At 38.0% G+C, this 15,370-nt stretch carries 7 protein-coding genes, 21 tRNA genes, 2 rRNA genes and 1 pseudogene (1 of these 31 cut by a window edge); 2 read left to right on the top strand and 29 right to left on the bottom strand.

What is annotated here, in order from left to right; genetic code table 11:
* The first annotated feature begins 113 nt into the window (after positions 1–113).
* Together WCV66_RS09930 and WCV66_RS09925 are read left to right on the top strand one after the other, a co-directional pair.
* Positions 114–1,085 (top strand): bile acid:sodium symporter family protein, encoded by a 972-nt coding sequence (locus WCV66_RS09930; RefSeq protein ID WP_338788853.1) that lies wholly within the window; start codon positions 114–116, stop codon positions 1,083–1,085.
* A 195-nt stretch (positions 1,086–1,280) separates the two neighbouring features.
* Positions 1,281–2,072: a TIGR00266 family protein gene (locus WCV66_RS09925; protein WP_338788852.1), complete on the top strand. Its 792-nt coding sequence runs from the start codon at positions 1,281–1,283 to the stop codon at positions 2,070–2,072.
* 215 nt (positions 2,073–2,287) lie between these two features.
* On the opposite strand, the gene WCV66_RS09920 is transcribed toward WCV66_RS09925, so the two are convergent.
* The 29 genes and pseudogenes from WCV66_RS09920 to WCV66_RS09780 all read right to left on the bottom strand — a co-directional run.
* A complete protein-coding gene (locus tag WCV66_RS09920) occupies positions 2,288–4,693 on the bottom strand; it encodes a glycogen/starch/alpha-glucan phosphorylase (RefSeq protein ID WP_338788851.1) in 2,406 nt (801 codons plus the stop codon).
* Positions 4,668–6,128 (bottom strand): glycogen synthase GlgA, encoded by a 1,461-nt coding sequence (gene glgA / locus WCV66_RS09915; RefSeq protein WP_338788850.1) that lies wholly within the window; start codon positions 6,126–6,128, stop codon positions 4,668–4,670. Before glgA ends, WCV66_RS09920 begins: the two co-directional genes overlap by 26 nt.
* The gene (locus WCV66_RS09910; protein ID WP_338788849.1) at positions 6,125–7,159 is read right to left on the bottom strand and encodes a sugar phosphate nucleotidyltransferase; all 1,035 of its coding nucleotides are present in this window, start codon (positions 7,157–7,159) and stop codon (positions 6,125–6,127) included. Before WCV66_RS09910 ends, glgA begins: the two co-directional genes overlap by 4 nt.
* A gap of 175 nt (positions 7,160–7,334) precedes the next feature.
* Positions 7,335–8,501 carry a glucose-1-phosphate adenylyltransferase gene (locus tag WCV66_RS09905; protein WP_066326289.1) on the bottom strand — a complete coding sequence of 389 codons (1,167 nt, stop codon included), beginning with the start codon at positions 8,499–8,501 and terminating at the stop codon, positions 7,335–7,337.
* Positions 8,458–10,419 (bottom strand): 1,4-alpha-glucan branching enzyme, encoded by a 1,962-nt coding sequence (glgB, locus tag WCV66_RS09900; RefSeq protein ID WP_338788848.1) that lies wholly within the window; start codon positions 10,417–10,419, stop codon positions 8,458–8,460. Before glgB ends, WCV66_RS09905 begins: the two co-directional genes overlap by 44 nt.
* A gap of 681 nt (positions 10,420–11,100) precedes the next feature.
* Positions 11,101–12,320 (bottom strand): annotated as a pseudogene (locus WCV66_RS09895) (ISL3 family transposase).
* 212 nt (positions 12,321–12,532) lie between these two features.
* Positions 12,533–12,604, bottom strand: a tRNA-Glu gene (locus WCV66_RS09890).
* A gap of 19 nt (positions 12,605–12,623) precedes the next feature.
* Positions 12,624–12,714: transfer RNA gene (locus tag WCV66_RS09885), tRNA-Ser, on the bottom strand.
* A gap of 7 nt (positions 12,715–12,721) precedes the next feature.
* Positions 12,722–12,796, bottom strand: a tRNA-Asn gene (locus WCV66_RS09880).
* 14 nt (positions 12,797–12,810) lie between these two features.
* Positions 12,811–12,887 (bottom strand) — tRNA-Ile (locus WCV66_RS09875).
* Between the two features lie 11 nt (positions 12,888–12,898).
* A tRNA-Gly gene (locus WCV66_RS09870) sits at positions 12,899–12,972 on the bottom strand.
* Between the two features lie 8 nt (positions 12,973–12,980).
* Positions 12,981–13,056: transfer RNA gene (locus WCV66_RS09865), tRNA-His, on the bottom strand.
* Positions 13,057–13,083: 27 nt separating this feature from the next.
* A tRNA-Phe gene (locus WCV66_RS09860) sits at positions 13,084–13,159 on the bottom strand.
* Positions 13,160–13,315: 156 nt separating this feature from the next.
* A tRNA-Asp gene (locus tag WCV66_RS09855) sits at positions 13,316–13,392 on the bottom strand.
* A gap of 73 nt (positions 13,393–13,465) precedes the next feature.
* Positions 13,466–13,542: transfer RNA gene (locus WCV66_RS09850), tRNA-Met, on the bottom strand.
* Between the two features lie 28 nt (positions 13,543–13,570).
* A tRNA-Ser gene (locus WCV66_RS09845) sits at positions 13,571–13,663 on the bottom strand.
* 15 nt (positions 13,664–13,678) lie between these two features.
* Positions 13,679–13,755, bottom strand: a tRNA-Ile gene (locus tag WCV66_RS09840).
* A 4-nt stretch (positions 13,756–13,759) separates the two neighbouring features.
* A tRNA-Met gene (locus WCV66_RS09835) sits at positions 13,760–13,836 on the bottom strand.
* A gap of 27 nt (positions 13,837–13,863) precedes the next feature.
* A tRNA-Ala gene (locus tag WCV66_RS09830) sits at positions 13,864–13,939 on the bottom strand.
* A gap of 16 nt (positions 13,940–13,955) precedes the next feature.
* Positions 13,956–14,032, bottom strand: a tRNA-Pro gene (locus WCV66_RS09825).
* Between the two features lie 5 nt (positions 14,033–14,037).
* Positions 14,038–14,114: transfer RNA gene (locus WCV66_RS09820), tRNA-Arg, on the bottom strand.
* Between the two features lie 10 nt (positions 14,115–14,124).
* Positions 14,125–14,213: transfer RNA gene (locus WCV66_RS09815), tRNA-Leu, on the bottom strand.
* Between the two features lie 10 nt (positions 14,214–14,223).
* Positions 14,224–14,295 (bottom strand) — tRNA-Gly (locus tag WCV66_RS09810).
* Between the two features lie 13 nt (positions 14,296–14,308).
* A tRNA-Leu gene (locus WCV66_RS09805) sits at positions 14,309–14,391 on the bottom strand.
* A gap of 12 nt (positions 14,392–14,403) precedes the next feature.
* Positions 14,404–14,479 (bottom strand) — tRNA-Lys (locus tag WCV66_RS09800).
* 29 nt (positions 14,480–14,508) lie between these two features.
* Positions 14,509–14,584 (bottom strand) — tRNA-Thr (locus WCV66_RS09795).
* Positions 14,585–14,599: 15 nt separating this feature from the next.
* Positions 14,600–14,675, bottom strand: a tRNA-Val gene (locus tag WCV66_RS09790).
* Positions 14,676–14,704: 29 nt separating this feature from the next.
* Positions 14,705–14,820, bottom strand: a 5S ribosomal RNA gene (rrf, locus tag WCV66_RS09785).
* Between the two features lie 125 nt (positions 14,821–14,945).
* Positions 14,946–15,370 (bottom strand): 23S ribosomal RNA (locus WCV66_RS09780); it runs 2,506 nt beyond the window's last position.

Raw genomic sequence — 15,370 nt, 5'->3', positions numbered from 1 at the left:
CATAAAACCTGTAACAACCCCTTACAAATTACTTGCAATAATTCCCTCTTTATAAATAAATATTGAAATTTCAGAATACTAATATATAATTCTACAAAGGAGGTTGAGATTACATGAATTTTTTAGAGAAGGTAAGTAAAAAAGCTGGCGACACATTTGCTGTATGGGTTATTGTTTTTGCCATCTTAGCGTTTTTTATCCCAGGAGGCTTTACGTGGATTGCCCCTCATATTGCACTTTTATTAGGCATTATTATGTTTGGTATGGGTTTAACTTTATCTTTGCAGGATTTTAAAGCAGTGTTTCAAGCACCAAAAAGTGTTATTGTTGGAGTGTTAGCACAATATACGATCATGCCATTGTTGGCATTTGGTCTTGCTACGTTATTTCAATTAGAACCAGAAGTAGCTGTAGGTGTCATTTTGGTAGGTTGTTGCCCAGGTGGTACTGCTTCAAACGTTATGACATTTTTAGCGAAAGGTAACACAGCATTGTCTGTTGCTGTTACTTCTGTTTCGACATTATTAGCTCCAATTTTAACACCTGCACTTACATTGTTGTTCGCAAGTAAATGGTTACCGGTTTCTGCTGGTTCGTTATTTTTATCAATCGTGCAGATTGTGTTAGTACCAATTATTTTAGGAATTGTTGTCAAATTATTATTCCGTAAACAGGTTGAAAAAAGTGTTGCTGTATTACCACTAATTTCAGTTGTGGGGATTGTAGCAGTGGCTGCAGCTGTTGTTGCTGTTAATTCAGGTAAAATTGCTGAAACTGGACTTTTAATTTTTTCAATTGTTGTTTTACACAATGTTTTAGGACTTCTTTTAGGGTACGTTTTAGCGAAATTGTTAAAGCTGAATTTTGCAGATCAAAAAGCAATCTCGATTGAGGTAGGAATGCAGAACTCGGGTTTAGGTGCAGCTTTAGCTGTTGCCCATTTTTCCCCATTGTCGGCAGTACCAAGTGCAATCTTCAGTGTTTGGCATAATATTTCCGGACCGCTTCTTGCTACATGGTGGGGGAAAAAGGCTGATTCTCAAACTAGTACTGACAACGCTAGTGACAAATCTCATAAAGGTTAAAATAAAAGAGAGCTTTGATGCTCTCTTTTGTTTTAAATAGATTTCTATATTGTATTTCGCAATTTACTAGCGATTGAAGGTAAAAACATTCGTTAAAGAAACCAAAAGAGACTTCTATGAAATGTAAAAAACCTGTAAAATAGAAACTGATACAGTTACTTTTGAAACTGTTATTTACATATTGGGGGGATCCTGTTGAACGCACATGAAATTGATTATTTACTGCATGGCGACGATATGCAGTGTGTTGAAATCGAATTAGATCCAAAAGAGAGTGTTGTTGCTGAAGCTGGTGGTATGATGATGATGGAAGATGGCATTGATATGGAAACAATCTTCGGTGACGGAGATAATAACCAAAAGGGCTTTCTAGGTAAACTTGTCGGCGCGGGCAAGCGTGTGATAACTGGTGAAAGCTTATTCATGACCGTATTCACAAATAAAGGATCAGGTAAGAAACGTGTATCCTTTGCTGCTCCATATCCAGGTAAAATCATACCAGTTGACTTAAGTGAACTTGGAGGCAAAGTAATCTGTCAGAAGGACTCCTTCCTATGTGCAGCTAAAGGTGTTTCGATTGGAATTGACTTCCAGAAGAAACTAGGGACTGGATTTTTCGGTGGCGAAGGCTTTATTATGCAAAAACTTGAAGGTGACGGGTTAGCATTTTTACATGCTGGTGGGACAATTATTAGAAGAGATTTGCAGCCTGGAGAAAAGCTTCGCATTGATACTGGATGTCTTGTCGCTTTAACAAAAGATGTAGATTATAATATTGAATTTGTTGGTAAAGTAAAAACAGCATTCTTCGGTGGCGAGGGTTTATTCTTTGCAACTGTTCAAGGACCAGGTACTGTATGGATCCAAACACTTCCATTTAGCCGTTTGGCAGATCGTGTTATAGCTAGTGCACCATCCTCTGGCGGAGAAGGTCGTGGAGAAGGAAGCTTACTTGGTGGCTTAGGTAGATTATTAGATGGTGATTGATTAAAACTAATGCGCAATCTCCTTGACTAGCCTCAGGCAAATAAGCCACTCATGGATAGAAGGTGTGTTTTTACTTTCAATTTATGAGTGGCTGTAGACCCAAGAGGGGATAGGCGCTGGATGTCAAAGCGCATATTTACTATACAAGAACTTTTTCATTTCCTAAAACGAACCAAAAATGGTGCACCCCAATCGTGGGCACACCATTTTTTTCTTTACATTTTTAAAGCAACAGGTCCAATTCCCCATATATCATCGGCATATTGTTGGATGGTTCTATCACTCGAAAAGAAACCTGAGTGTGAAATATTGATTAAGGCTTGTTCAAGCCATTTATCAGTATTTTGATAGGCAACTCCAACTTTTTCTTGCACTTCTATATATGAAGCAAAATCACGTAAAACGAAGTACTGATCGTTTTGAACTAATAGTGAATCTTTAATTGATTCGAATTCCCCTTCATCTTCTGAGAAAAAGCCATTTGTTAATTGATCGACAACTTGGCGGATTCTTAAATCATGGTGATAATATTCCATCGATCGATAACGACCGTTTTCTTCATATTTTAGAACCTCGCTGGCGGTTAATCCAAAAGTGAAGATATTATCACGTCCAACTTCCTCCATGATTTCAATGTTTGCTCCATCTAAAGTTCCTACCGTTAGAGCTCCATTCATCATAAACTTCATGTTCCCTGTTCCAGATGCCTCTTTGCTTGCCGTTGAAATTTGCTCACTCACATCTGCCGCCGGAAAAATATCTTCGGCAAGTGAAACACGATAATTTTCCATGAAGACTACTTTAATAACCTTCGAGACTCTTGGATCGTTATTAACTTTATCTGCTAAAGAGTGAATTAATTTGATCACTTTTTTTGCATAATAATACGTTGGTGACGCTTTGGCACCAAAAATAAATGTACGAGGTGTGATCGTATAATTCGCGTCCTCTTTTATGCGATTATATAAATACAAAATGTGTAAAACATTTAATAATTGCCGTTTATATGCATGTAATCTCTTAACTTGAACGTCAAAAATTGAATCAATATCTACGATAATCCCATTCTTTTCAGCTATCTTTTTTGCAAGAATCTCTTTTCTTTTCCTCTTAACAGCTGCAAAACTCTCTTTTAAAGCAGGATGATAAATATGTCTCTTTAAATCTATCAACTTTTCTGGTTGCTTTATCCATTCATCACCAATAACATCTTTTATTATTGCTGTTAGCTCTGGATTTGCTTTTAATAACCACCTGCGATGAGTAATGCCATTCGTTTTGTTATTAAATTTCCAAGGGTATAACTCATAAAATGGCTTCATTTCGCGGTTTTTCAATATATCTGAATGAATTTTTGCAACTCCATTAATGCTACAACTTCCAACGATAGAGAGGTGAGCCATTTTCACTAATCCATGTGCTATAATGGCCATATGTTCTATACGTTGCCACTCTCCTGGATAACGATCCCAAAGCTCTGCACAGAAGCGCTCGTTGATCTCCTCAATAATCATATAAATTCTTGGTAAAAGTGGTTTAAATAAATAAATTGGCCACTTTTCTAACGCTTCAGATAGAATGGTATGATTTGTATAAGATACTGTATGACTTGTAATTTCCCATGCTTCATCCCATGTTAATCCTTCAACATCCATTAAGATCCTCATCAATTCAGGAATAGCTAAAGCTGGGTGTGTATCATTAATGTGGATCGCAACAGAATGATGGAGCTCTCTCACATTTGAGTTTTCCTTTTTATAGGAAGCTAAAATGCTTTGAATACTTGAAGAAACAAGAAAATATTGCTGTTTTAATCTTAATATTTTCCCTTCATCATGTGTATCATCAGGATATAAAAAGTCAGTGATCGCTTCAGTTTCACGCTTATACGACAAGATATCGTGATTTGGACCAAAGGATGATGGTTCAGCATTCCATAGTCTTAGCGTATTAACTGTATTGACATGAAAACCAACAACAGGCATATCATAAGGAACAGCTAAAACCTTTTGATCACCAACTTGTTTAAAGGAGAGAACATTGTTATCACAACTTGTTTCAACTCTTCCCCAAAATGAAACCTCAACTGCTTCGTCAGGTTTTCGAACCTCCCAAACATTACCGTGTCTAAGCCATTGCTCAGGAAGCTCTACCTGATAACCATCCACTATTTTTTGGTCAAACAATCCATGTTTATAGCGGATTCCATATCCATGTCCAGGTAAGTTTAACGTCGCAAGGGAATCTAAGAAGCATGCTGCAAGTCGTCCAAGACCACCATTACCTAAAGCTGGATCAGACTCACAATCTTCAATTTCACTTAATGTGATATTTAGCTCACTCAGTCCTTCCTCGACAATCTCTTTAATACCTAGATTTAGTAAATTCTGACCAAGCAGACGTCCAAGTAAAAATTCAATTGATAAATAATAAACTTGTTTTTTATTTTCCGACCTGTATAGCTCGTTGGTTTCAATCCATTTCGAACTAATATATTCCCTTACCATATTGCCTAAAGTATGATATTGATCACGCTTTGTAGACTCTTCAAATCCTTTGCCACACATGCTTTCTAATCTTTTTAGAAAGCTTTCCTTAAACCGATCCTTGTTGGAGAACATGCTCTTCACTCCTAGTCATTAAATCAGCATATAGCTGGTTATATTTCAAAGCAGATTGTGTCCAACTATAATCTTGTTTCATGGCATTTTCTACAATTCCCTGCCATACATCCTTCTGTTGATACATATCCACAGCACGATAAATGGTATTTAACATGTCATGAGCATTGAAATTTCTGAATGAAAATCCGTTCCCCTCCTCTGTATCCTCTTGATAAGACAAAACTGTATCGTTCAATCCACCGGTTTCTCTCACTATCGGAAGGGTACCATACCTTAATGCTATGAGCTGTCCTAATCCACATGGTTCAAATTTTGAAGGCATTAAGAAAAGATCAGAGCCCGCGTAGATGCGATGTGCTAATCTTTCATCAAATCCTATGTATGCTTTAAATTTAGTAGGATAAAGCCATTCCATATGTTTAAAGAAATCTTCAAATTCTTTTTCTCCAGTTCCAAGGACGATCATTTGAACATCTTTGCTTAATACTTCATCAAGAACTCGTTTCACTAAATCAAAGCCCTTTTGCTTTGTTAACCTTGTCACCATCGATATTAGTGGAATATCATCTTCTACTGGAAGTCCAAATGATGACTGCAAGGCAGCTTTATTCAAAGCTTTTCTGCTAAGAGTGTCAACAGTATAAGGTTCATCTATAACTGGATCAGTTTCTGGATTATATAATTCATCATCTATCCCATTTAGGATACCTACTAAAGATGCCTGCCTTGATCGTAATAAACCATCTAATCTTTCTCCATAATAAGCTGTTTGAATCTCTTCCATATATGTAGGACTAACCGTTGTAATGGTATCAGCAGAATTAATTGCACCCTTCATAAAGCTCACATGTCCATGGAATTCCAATCCAAAGAACTTTTCTGCTTCCATGTTCAGGAGATCTTCTAAAACAGAAAAAGGAAAAATCCCTTGGAATTGTAGATTATGAATGGTAAACACACTCTTGATATGTTTATAGAATGGTTGCTGTTGATATTCCTCTTTCAGCAAGAAATTAATCATTCCCGTATGCCAATCATGTGAGTGAATAAGATCAGGTTGAAAGTCAATTGCTTCCAATGAATCTAGAACCCCTCTGCAGAAAAAAGAGAATCTTTCTGCATCATCATAATGTCCATAAAGTGAGTCTCGATAAAAATAGTACTCATTATCAAGAAAGTAGTATGTGATCCCATCATATTCTAAAGATTCGATTCCACAAAATTGCTGCCTCCAACCTACAGGCACGGTAATCTCCTCTATTTTTTCCATTTTAACTCTAAACTTTTCTGCTATTAAACTATATTTAGGCAGAATAACACGAACATCCATTCCAAGTTTCTTTAATTCCTTTGGTAAGGCACCTGCTACATCGGCTAACCCACCTGATTTCACAAATGGTACACATTCTGAAACTGCAAATAAGACTTTCACGAGTTCATCAACGCCCCTTGAATCGTTCTTTTTCTTAATATATATGGTAATAATGCAGCCCCTTTAATTATAGCCGCTTTTTCTACCTTGACATCTTTATCCGCGATTACATTGTCTAATAAACAGTCATCTCCAATTTGTGACTTTTGCATAATTACACTATTTTTAATGACTGTATCTTTTCCAATATGGACCCCTCTAAAAATGATACTATTTTCTACATGCCCCTCGATTTTACAACCATTTGCAATTAATGAATTTTTAACTAGAGCAGTTTTTCCATATTTCGTAGGAGGCTCATCTTTTGCCTTTGTTAAAATTGGACGATTATTCAAGAAAATTTCATTCCAGATCGTCGGGTTAAGCATATCCATACTATGCTTATAATAACTACTAATCGAATCGATAACTGCAGCATAGCCTTTATATTCATAATGACAGATTGTTAAATTATTTCGATTTTCAATTATCACATCTGCTAAAGTCTTAGAACCAGTCTGTTCTTTATCATCAATAAGATTTATAAGAAGCTTTGTAGACATGATATACATTTGCAATGACTTGCCATCTTTTCTTACTTCTGTAATATCGCAGCCATTTTCCAAATGATATGACAATACTTTTTTATAATCAATATTACAAACAGTATAGCTATTTGTAATAACAGCATATTCTTGTGTGCTTCTTAAAAAGTAATCGATATGATCTGAAAACTGACGGAATGATCCAAACTCATCGTACTCGTTATGCAAGTGAGGAGACGGAAAAAAGAATAATCCATCCTTTTTACGGTTTAGATCCCATTGTTTTCCTGACCCAATATGGTCCATTAATGAACGATACTGGTATTTAGGAAAAATCGCAACACTTTCAATTTCAGAATTAACCATATTTGAAAGGACAAAATCAATTAATCGATAACGGCTAGCAAAAGGAACCGCTGCTAATGAACGATGTACCGTTAAATCTTCAATTTCCGGTTTATAGGCTGTTGCATCAATAACACCAAGCATTTTCTGATTCAATTCCATTCTCCCCTTTTTTGGAAAAGAGGCCGGAGCAAGCAAACAAGCTTACACATTTAGGATCCTATTGATTTTATCCAGTATCCCTATTGGTAAGACAAGCTAATACCCCAACCAACCTTGTTCCATACTATGTTAGTAATTTTATAACTTCGAAACTCTGATCCTAAATATTTCTATATTAAATATTTTTGCTATCTACAAGTGTGTTAAGTTCTTCAATAATCTCTTCTGTTACAAGGAGAATTTCCTCTGAATTTGCATCAGGGCAAATAACTGTACCATTTGGAATTTCAATTCCACTAGGGATAATCGCATTCTCTATATAAACATTTTCACCAATTACAGCATCTGGCATTAAGACAGAATTTTTAATAACCGTATTCTTTCCAACTGTTACACCTTGAAATAATACAGAATGATTCACATTGCCCAAAATGACACAGCCATCATTTACAAATGAATCTGTTACTTGTGCATCATCAGAGATAAACTGAGGAGGGTGATTGGAATTAACAGTATAGATCTTCCAATCACGATCAAATAAATTCAGTTTTGATTCATCGTTTAAAAGATCCATATTCGCTTCCCAAAGACTTTTAACCGTACCTACATCCTTCCAATATCCCTGGAACGGATATGCTACAACATTGCGTTTTTCATCTAGTAATAAAGGAATAATATCTTTTCCAAAGTCATGACTTGAATATGGATTTCTCTCATCCATTTCAAGATATTCTTTCAATATTGACCATTTAAAAATATAGATACCCATAGAAGCTAAATTATTTTTCGGTTTAGCAGGTTTTTCATCAAATTCGACAACTTGCATCTGTTCATTTGTATTCATAATGCCAAAACGACTTGCTTCATCCCAAGGCACTTCAATAACTGAAATAGATGCATCAGCATTTTTTTCAATATGGTAATCTAGCATCTTCGAATAATCCATTTTGTAAATATGATCTCCTGATAAGATTAGTACATATTCAGGATCATATTGCTTGATGTAATTAATATTTTGATAGATTGCACTTGCTGTCCCTTTATACCATTTCATCTCAGAAGATTCTGTATAAGGAGGAAGAACTGTTACGCCGCCATTTTTACGATCTAAGTCCCATACACTGCCTATACCAATATATGAGTTTAAGACAAGAGGTTGATACTGTGTAAGTACCCCTACTGTATCTATACTAGAATTCGTACAATTACTTAATGTAAAATCAATGATTCGATATTTGCCCCCAAAGGGAACAGCAGGTTTCGCTAGATTTTTTGTAAGGGAGCTTAATCTGCTACCCTTACCCCCTGCTAATAACATTGCGACGCACTTTTTTCTTCCCATTTTTATTCTCCCCTCTTTTTTTAACTGTTCGTAAAATAACAACTCCATATGGTGGGATCGTCATCGAAAGGTGATATGGTCTGCCATGATATTCACCCTCTAATGCCTTCAAATTCTTTTTATTCAGTTGATCTGATCCACCATATTCACCTGCATCACTATTTAAAATCTCTACATATTCTGTATCGATTGGAACCCCAACTTTGTAGTCGTGATAAACAATTGGTTTAAAATTACAAATTACTACTAAAAGATCATTTTCTTTTTGACTTTTACGTATAAAAGAGAAAATACTTTGATCCCTGTTGTTAACATCTATCCATTCAAAACCTTCTTCTGCATGATCTAATTCATACAATGGCTTTTGCTTTTGATAGACTTGTTGCAATTCTTTAAAAAAGACACGCATTTTATTATGCATCTCATAATCTTCTAAAAACCAATCAAGCTGTTCTAAATCCTTCCATTCATCAAACTGGCCAAACTCACCACCCATAAAAAGTAGTTTCTTTCCAGGGTGTGCAATCATATATCCATAAAGCAGCCTTAATTGAGCAAACTTCTGCCAATAATCACCTGGCATTTTATTTAACAGTGATTTTTTCCCATGCACAACCTCATCATGAGAAAACGGTAAAATGAAGTTTTCTGAAAAAGCATATAATAGGGAGAATGTTACTTTATGGTGGAGTTCATTCCTATGTTCTGGAGAAGCCTCCATATAGGTAAGAATGTCATTCATCCAACCCATATTCCATTTGTAGTTAAAGCCTAGACCACCTGACGAGGTAGGAGCAGTTACCATTGGCCAATCAGTTGAATCTTCAGCAATCATTAAGATATCTGGATCTTTTGCAAAGACAGCTTCATTCAGTTTTCTTAAAAAGCTTGCTGCAAATGGGTTCTCTACTAGCTCATTAGAATTTGGCCAGTAAAGCATATTTGCAACAGCATCAACACGGAAACCATCTACATGGAAATGCTCAATCCAAAAGATCGCATTTGAAATCAAAAAGCTTTGAACCTCAGGTTTACCTAAATCGAAGTTCGCTGTTCCCCAATCCAAGTTTTCACGATCATTATAATTGTTGTATTCGTAAGTTGGTTGACCATCAAACATATATAGCCCATGTTCATCCTTACAAAAATGACCTGGAACCCAATCAATAATGACACCGATATTTTCTTGATGGCATGTATCAATAAATTCCATTAGATCTTGTGGTTTACCAAAACGACTTGTTGCAGAAAAATAACCCGTTCCTTGATATCCCCAAGAACGGTCATATGGATGTTCAATAATAGGAAGTAATTCAATATGGGTAAAACCATGATCTAATACATAAGGTATTAGTTCTTCTGCTAATTCCTTGTAGCTATACAACTCTTCATCATCTTTTACTTTCCAAGTTCCTAAATGCACTTCATAAATAGACATTGGTCGATCATATGGTGGCCTCTGTCGCTTTTTTCTCTTCCACTTTTGATCGTTCCACACATACCCTGATAAATCATGAACAATGGATGCAGTGTTCGGCCTTACCTCTGAAAAGAAGGCATATGGATCTGCTTTCAATAAAGTCTCTCCAGAAGCTGTAATGATTTCATACTTGTATATCTCTCCAGCTACTAAATGAGGAATAAATATGTTCCAAATCCCCTCCTCATTGATCTTCTCCATTTGATGATTTTGACCAAACCAACCATTAAAATCACCAACAACATTAACTCCTTTTGCTTTTGGTGCCCATACACAGAAATTTGTACCAATTAATCCATCTTGCTCCTGTATATGAGCTCCTAAAAACCCATAGCTTTCAAATGACTGTCCTTCATGAAATAAATGAATATCATAGTCTGTTGGACAAATGAGAGTCACATAGGTCACCCTTTCTCTTATTATCTCTATGCTAAACATTCAATACTTACTCGTAGATCCCTTTTATGTAAACGCTTCTTTTTTCCGACATAAACCTACATTGAAATGAAATTAATATTTAAATGTTATACTTTTAAAATATAGAAAAAAATAAAGGGAATTTTAATAAATCGGCGAAAAAGACTCTAAAACACTAGTAGTATGAAGTATGTTTGATGAAATCGGAATAATTTAATTTAAGGTAAGAAAAGCGTTCAAATTAGTAGAATTGTGGACAAGCTGAGATACCGAACATTATATCAGAAAAATATTTTATTCGACTTTTTGTTGGTTTTTGTTGAAAGTTCTTTGAAGAAAAAAAAGAAGGAATTTCGAATTAAATTGTATATGGGTTACTTTGAAGCAATCTTAATCTTAAGATTGAAATAAACAAATCAAGAAAGTGCGTATCATTCAAATTTTTGCATACAAAAAAGTAGATGAATTTTCCGTTTCAGACCCTATTGTATTTACATAGAAAAGTAGATTTAATTTTTATAGAGCACCTACAATTGAATATAATAGTTTATCAAATGATAAGTCAACATTTAAGCTTGTTTCTTTTATTCATACCCTAATTTGATCAAGCTTAAACCACTACCTAATAGAATAGAAAATACAAAGCAAAGGTTTTTTGGTTCTACGTCAAATGTTGGGGTGAAGTGAAATTTCTCTTCACCTTTACCCAACGTGTACACCCACTTTTTTATACTTATGTGTCAGTAAAATCTTTGCACGAAAACGTTTGAAACTTCTAAACCCAAATGCGTTTCGTTTCATTACTTTGGTTAAGTTATTTATTCCTTCTAAAAATCCATTGGAATAGTTGTAGGCAAAGCTATTTAATATTTCAACTTGCCAGTTTTTCAGGGTTTTTATTGTCTTTAAAAACTCTGGAATATTTGACTCTTCTACTTGTTTGTAAAAATTATCTAATAACTCTTTGGTCTGGAGGATTAACTCTGGACCATTTTCTTTCGCCTTAATAAACCAGGCTGCAAATGATTCTTTTAGTTCATAGGCATGTTTTAATTCATCTGAAAAACCTAAATAACGCTCTAAATACCAATAATCTTCTTTCGTTAATTTCGCTGAATTTCGATGGAAAACATATCGCATTTTTTTACACTTTTTTCGGTCGTAGTCGTGCCATGAAGATTGCACTCTTCTTCTTACACCGTCCAATGCCCAATATATATAACGAACAAAATGAAAGCGATCTGCGACAATGACTGGCTTATCAAGTGCCTGTTGAACTGCTGCTTTAAATGAAGGGCTCATATCCATAATAACTATTTCTACTTTTGTACCGTATTTACGTAAGTACTGTTTTATAGTCTTCTTGTATCGATTCGGTAAAATATCAATGGGTTCTTTTGTTACCCCATCAGCTATGATAAGCTGATATTTCCCAGCCTCCGTATCCCCTTTATATTCATCAATGGCTATTACCTTCGGTAACTCTTCTTTTGTCTCTTCGTTTATTATGCTTTCAGCTAATTCGTCAAAGCGTCTTACTACAGTTGAAGCAGAAATTCCGTATACCTCAGCTGTTTCTTTAAACGTTTTTCCTTTTATACTACGAATCTTTATTGCTTGATTAAACTCATTAGATAAACGTTGATAACGTTCTATAAACGTGTTGTATTCGGCAAACTTTTTCCCACAAGTACATGCATATCGACGTTTTCTATAAAAGATTAACGTATGTCGTTCAAACACTTTTAAATGCTTTAGTTTTTGGATTCTATAATCATGAACTTTCTGAGTTACTACCCCACATTCAGGGTATAAATGCTCTTTATTGGCATTTCTACATGAAAACAAAGTTTATCATCTACTGTATTCATCTTCTTAATTATCACTTCTTCTAATCCTGGTAAAAATATGTTAGAATTCATTATGCACGCTTCTCCACTCTATACTTGTTTCTCGACAATTCAAGTATAAAAGAATGGATGATGTCGTGCATTTTTTTTGAAATTGTGTAAGAACCCCAACATTTATTATAGAACCGGTTTTTTACACTCTACTTGGAATAAGATCTTTTTGGAGCGGTTTTAAAAAAATTCCAACAAAAAAACACTGCGAATTTGCAGTGTTTTTTTGTTGATGACCCGTACGGGATTCGAACCCGTGTTACCGCCGTGAAAGGGCGGTGTCTTAACCGCTTGACCAACGGGCCTTAAACTATATTTATAAACTGGCGGAGAAGGAGGGATTTGAACCCTCGCGCCGCTCGCGCGACCTACACCCTTAGCAGGGGCGCCTCTTCAGCCACTTGAGTACTTCCCCATATATATGGCTCCGCAGGTAGGACTCGAACCTACGACCGATCGGTTAACAGCCGATAGCTCTACCACTGAGCTACTGCGGAATAAAAATATGAAATGGTGGGCCTAAATGGACTCGAACCATCGACCTCACGCTTATCAGGCGTGCGCTCTAACCAGCTGAGCTATAGGCCCATTTAAAATTTTGGAGCGGGTGAAGGGAATCGAACCCTCATCATCAGCTTGGAAGGCTGAGGTTTTACCACTAAACTACACCCGCAAGATAAATGGGGCGACTGATGGGAATCGAACCCACGAATGCCTGAACCACAATCAGGTGCGTTAACCACTTCGCCACAATCGCCACATGAGCTAAGTCTAATCTTAAAAATGGTGGCTCGGGACGGAATCGAACCGCCGACACATGGATTTTCAGTCCATTGCTCTACCAACTGAGCTACCGAGCCATATAGTTTACGGCTTCCACTAAGCTTCGAATCTCTTCGTCAGCTCCATCACTCACATCCTCACGTATTTACATACGCTCCGGTGTTCGCTCAGTCGCTTCCTCGACCTTCTCGCTTATTGAAACCCTTTTCCTTGAGACAAGGGATTTTTAAAAATGGCGGTCCGGACGGGACTCGAACCCGCGACCTCCTGCGTGACAGGCAGGCATTCTAACCAACTGAACTACCGGACCATTTGGTTGCACTAAAGCACTCCTATGTTTCCTCGCTAAGAAGTAAGAGCAACGTAGTATCGTCAACTGAAATTGGTTGCGGGGACAGGATTTGAACCTGCGACCTTCGGGTTATGAGCCCGACGAGCTACCAGACTGCTCCACCCCGCGATAATAGAAATATAAAATTTAAAAAATATGGAGGAGGAAGGGGGATTCGAACCCCCGCGGGTTTTGACACCCCTGTCGGTTTTCAAGACCGATCCCTTCAGCCGGACTTGGGTATTCCTCCGTGTATGATGAAAAATGGTGGACCTTGTAGGACTCGAACCTACGACCGGACGGTTATGAGCCGTCTGCTCTAACCAGCTGAGCTAAAGGTCCAAATTGGTAGCGGCGGAGGGAGTCGAACCCACGACCTCACGGGTATGAACCGTACGCTCTAGCCAGCTGAGCTACACCGCCAAAATGGAAATTTATTATTTAACTAAATGGTGGAGCCTAGCGGGATCGAACCGCTGACCTCCTGCGTGCAAAGCAGGCGCTCTCCCAGCTGAGCTAAGGCCCCAAAGAAAGTTTTAGTATGGTCGGGAAGACAGGATTCGAACCTGCGACCCCTTGGTCCCAAACCAAGTGCTCTACCAAGCTGAGCTACTTCCCGATATATGGCGCGCCCGAGAGGAGTCGAACCCCTAACCTTTTGATCCGTAGTCAAACGCTCTATCCAATTGAGCTACGGGCGCATAATGTAAGTGGTGCCGAGGACCGGAATCGAACCGGTACGGTAGTCACCTACCGCAGGATTTTAAGTCCTGTGCGTCTGCCAGTTCCGCCACCCCGGCACTTACTAAGAGCGGAAGACGGGATTCGAACCCGCGACCCCCACCTTGGCAAGGTGGTGTTCTACCACTGAACTACTTCCGCAATATTTTATTGATGCGGGTGAAGGGACTTGAACCCCCACGTCACAAGGACACTAGATCCTAAGTCTAGCGCGTCTGCCAATTCCGCCACACCCGCAAGGTGTGTAAATGGTGAGCCATGAAGGACTCGAACCTTCGACCCTCTGATTAAAAGTCAGATGCTCTACCAACTGAGCTAATGGCTCATTTTTCAATGAGTAGTATTAAGTGTAAGTGGTGCCGGCAAGAGGACTTGAACCCCCAACCTACTGATTACAAGTCAGTTGCTCTACCAGTTGAGCTACACCGGCACAATAAGTTTATAATGGTGGAGGATGACGGGATCGAACCGCCGACCCTCTGCTTGTAAGGCAGATGCTCTCCCAGCTGAGCTAATCCTCCGTTGTAAGATCTATATAATTCTTGAAACAGCCTGGCAACGTCCTACTCTCACAGGGGGAAACCCCCAACTACCATCGGCGCTGAAGAGCTTAACTTCCGTGTTCGGCATGGGAACGGGTGTGACCTCTTCGCTATCGCCACCAGACAATTACGACAAGAATTATTATACTATTTTGAAAGAATATTTCAAGTGTTTTTTACAAAAAAAATATATTCCTTCAAAACTAGATAACGATACACAATTCAATTCACTTCATTTAACGCTTTTATTAGGTTAAGTCCTCGATCGATTAGTATCTGTCAGCTCCACACGTCACCGTGCTTCCACCTCAGACCTATCAACCTGATCATCTTTCAGGGATCTTACTAGCTTACGCTATGGGAAATCTCATCTTGAGGGGGGCTTCATGCTTAGATGCTTTCAGCACTTATCCCTTCCGCACATAGCTACCCAGCTATGCCTTTGGCAAGACAACTGGTACACCAGCGGTGCGTCCATCCCGGTCCTCTCGTACTAAGGACAGCTCCTCTCAAATTTCCTACGCCCACGACGGATAGGGACCGAACTGTCTCACGACGTTCTGAACCCAGCTCGCGTACCGCTTTAATGGGCGAACAGCCCAACCCTTGGGACCGACTACAGCCCCAGGATGCGATGAGCCGACATCGAGGTGCCAAACCTCCCCGTCGATGTG

The sequence above is a fragment of the Metabacillus rhizosphaerae genome (genome assembly GCF_037201795.1).
Lineage (GTDB): Bacteria > Bacillota > Bacilli > Bacillales > Bacillaceae > Metabacillus > Metabacillus rhizosphaerae.
Note: the sequence above shows the minus strand (reverse complement) of the source record. Positions and strands in the feature narration are given on the sequence as shown.

Excerpts from the sequence above, each read along its gene's own strand:
- WCV66_RS09920 (WP_338788851.1), bottom strand. The coding sequence starts at position 4,693 with ATGTTCTCCAACAAGGATCGGTTTAAGGAAAGCTTTCTAAAAAGATTA.
- WCV66_RS09930 (WP_338788853.1), top strand. The coding sequence starts at position 114 with ATGAATTTTTTAGAGAAGGTAAGTAAAAAAGCTGGCGACACATTTGCT.
- WCV66_RS09905 (WP_066326289.1), bottom strand. The coding sequence starts at position 8,501 with ATGGGAAGAAAAAAGTGCGTCGCAATGTTATTAGCAGGGGGTAAGGGT.
- WCV66_RS09910 (WP_338788849.1), bottom strand. The coding sequence starts at position 7,159 with ATGGAATTGAATCAGAAAATGCTTGGTGTTATTGATGCAACAGCCTAT.
- glgB (WP_338788848.1), bottom strand. The coding sequence starts at position 10,419 with ATGTTTAGCATAGAGATAATAAGAGAAAGGGTGACCTATGTGACTCTC.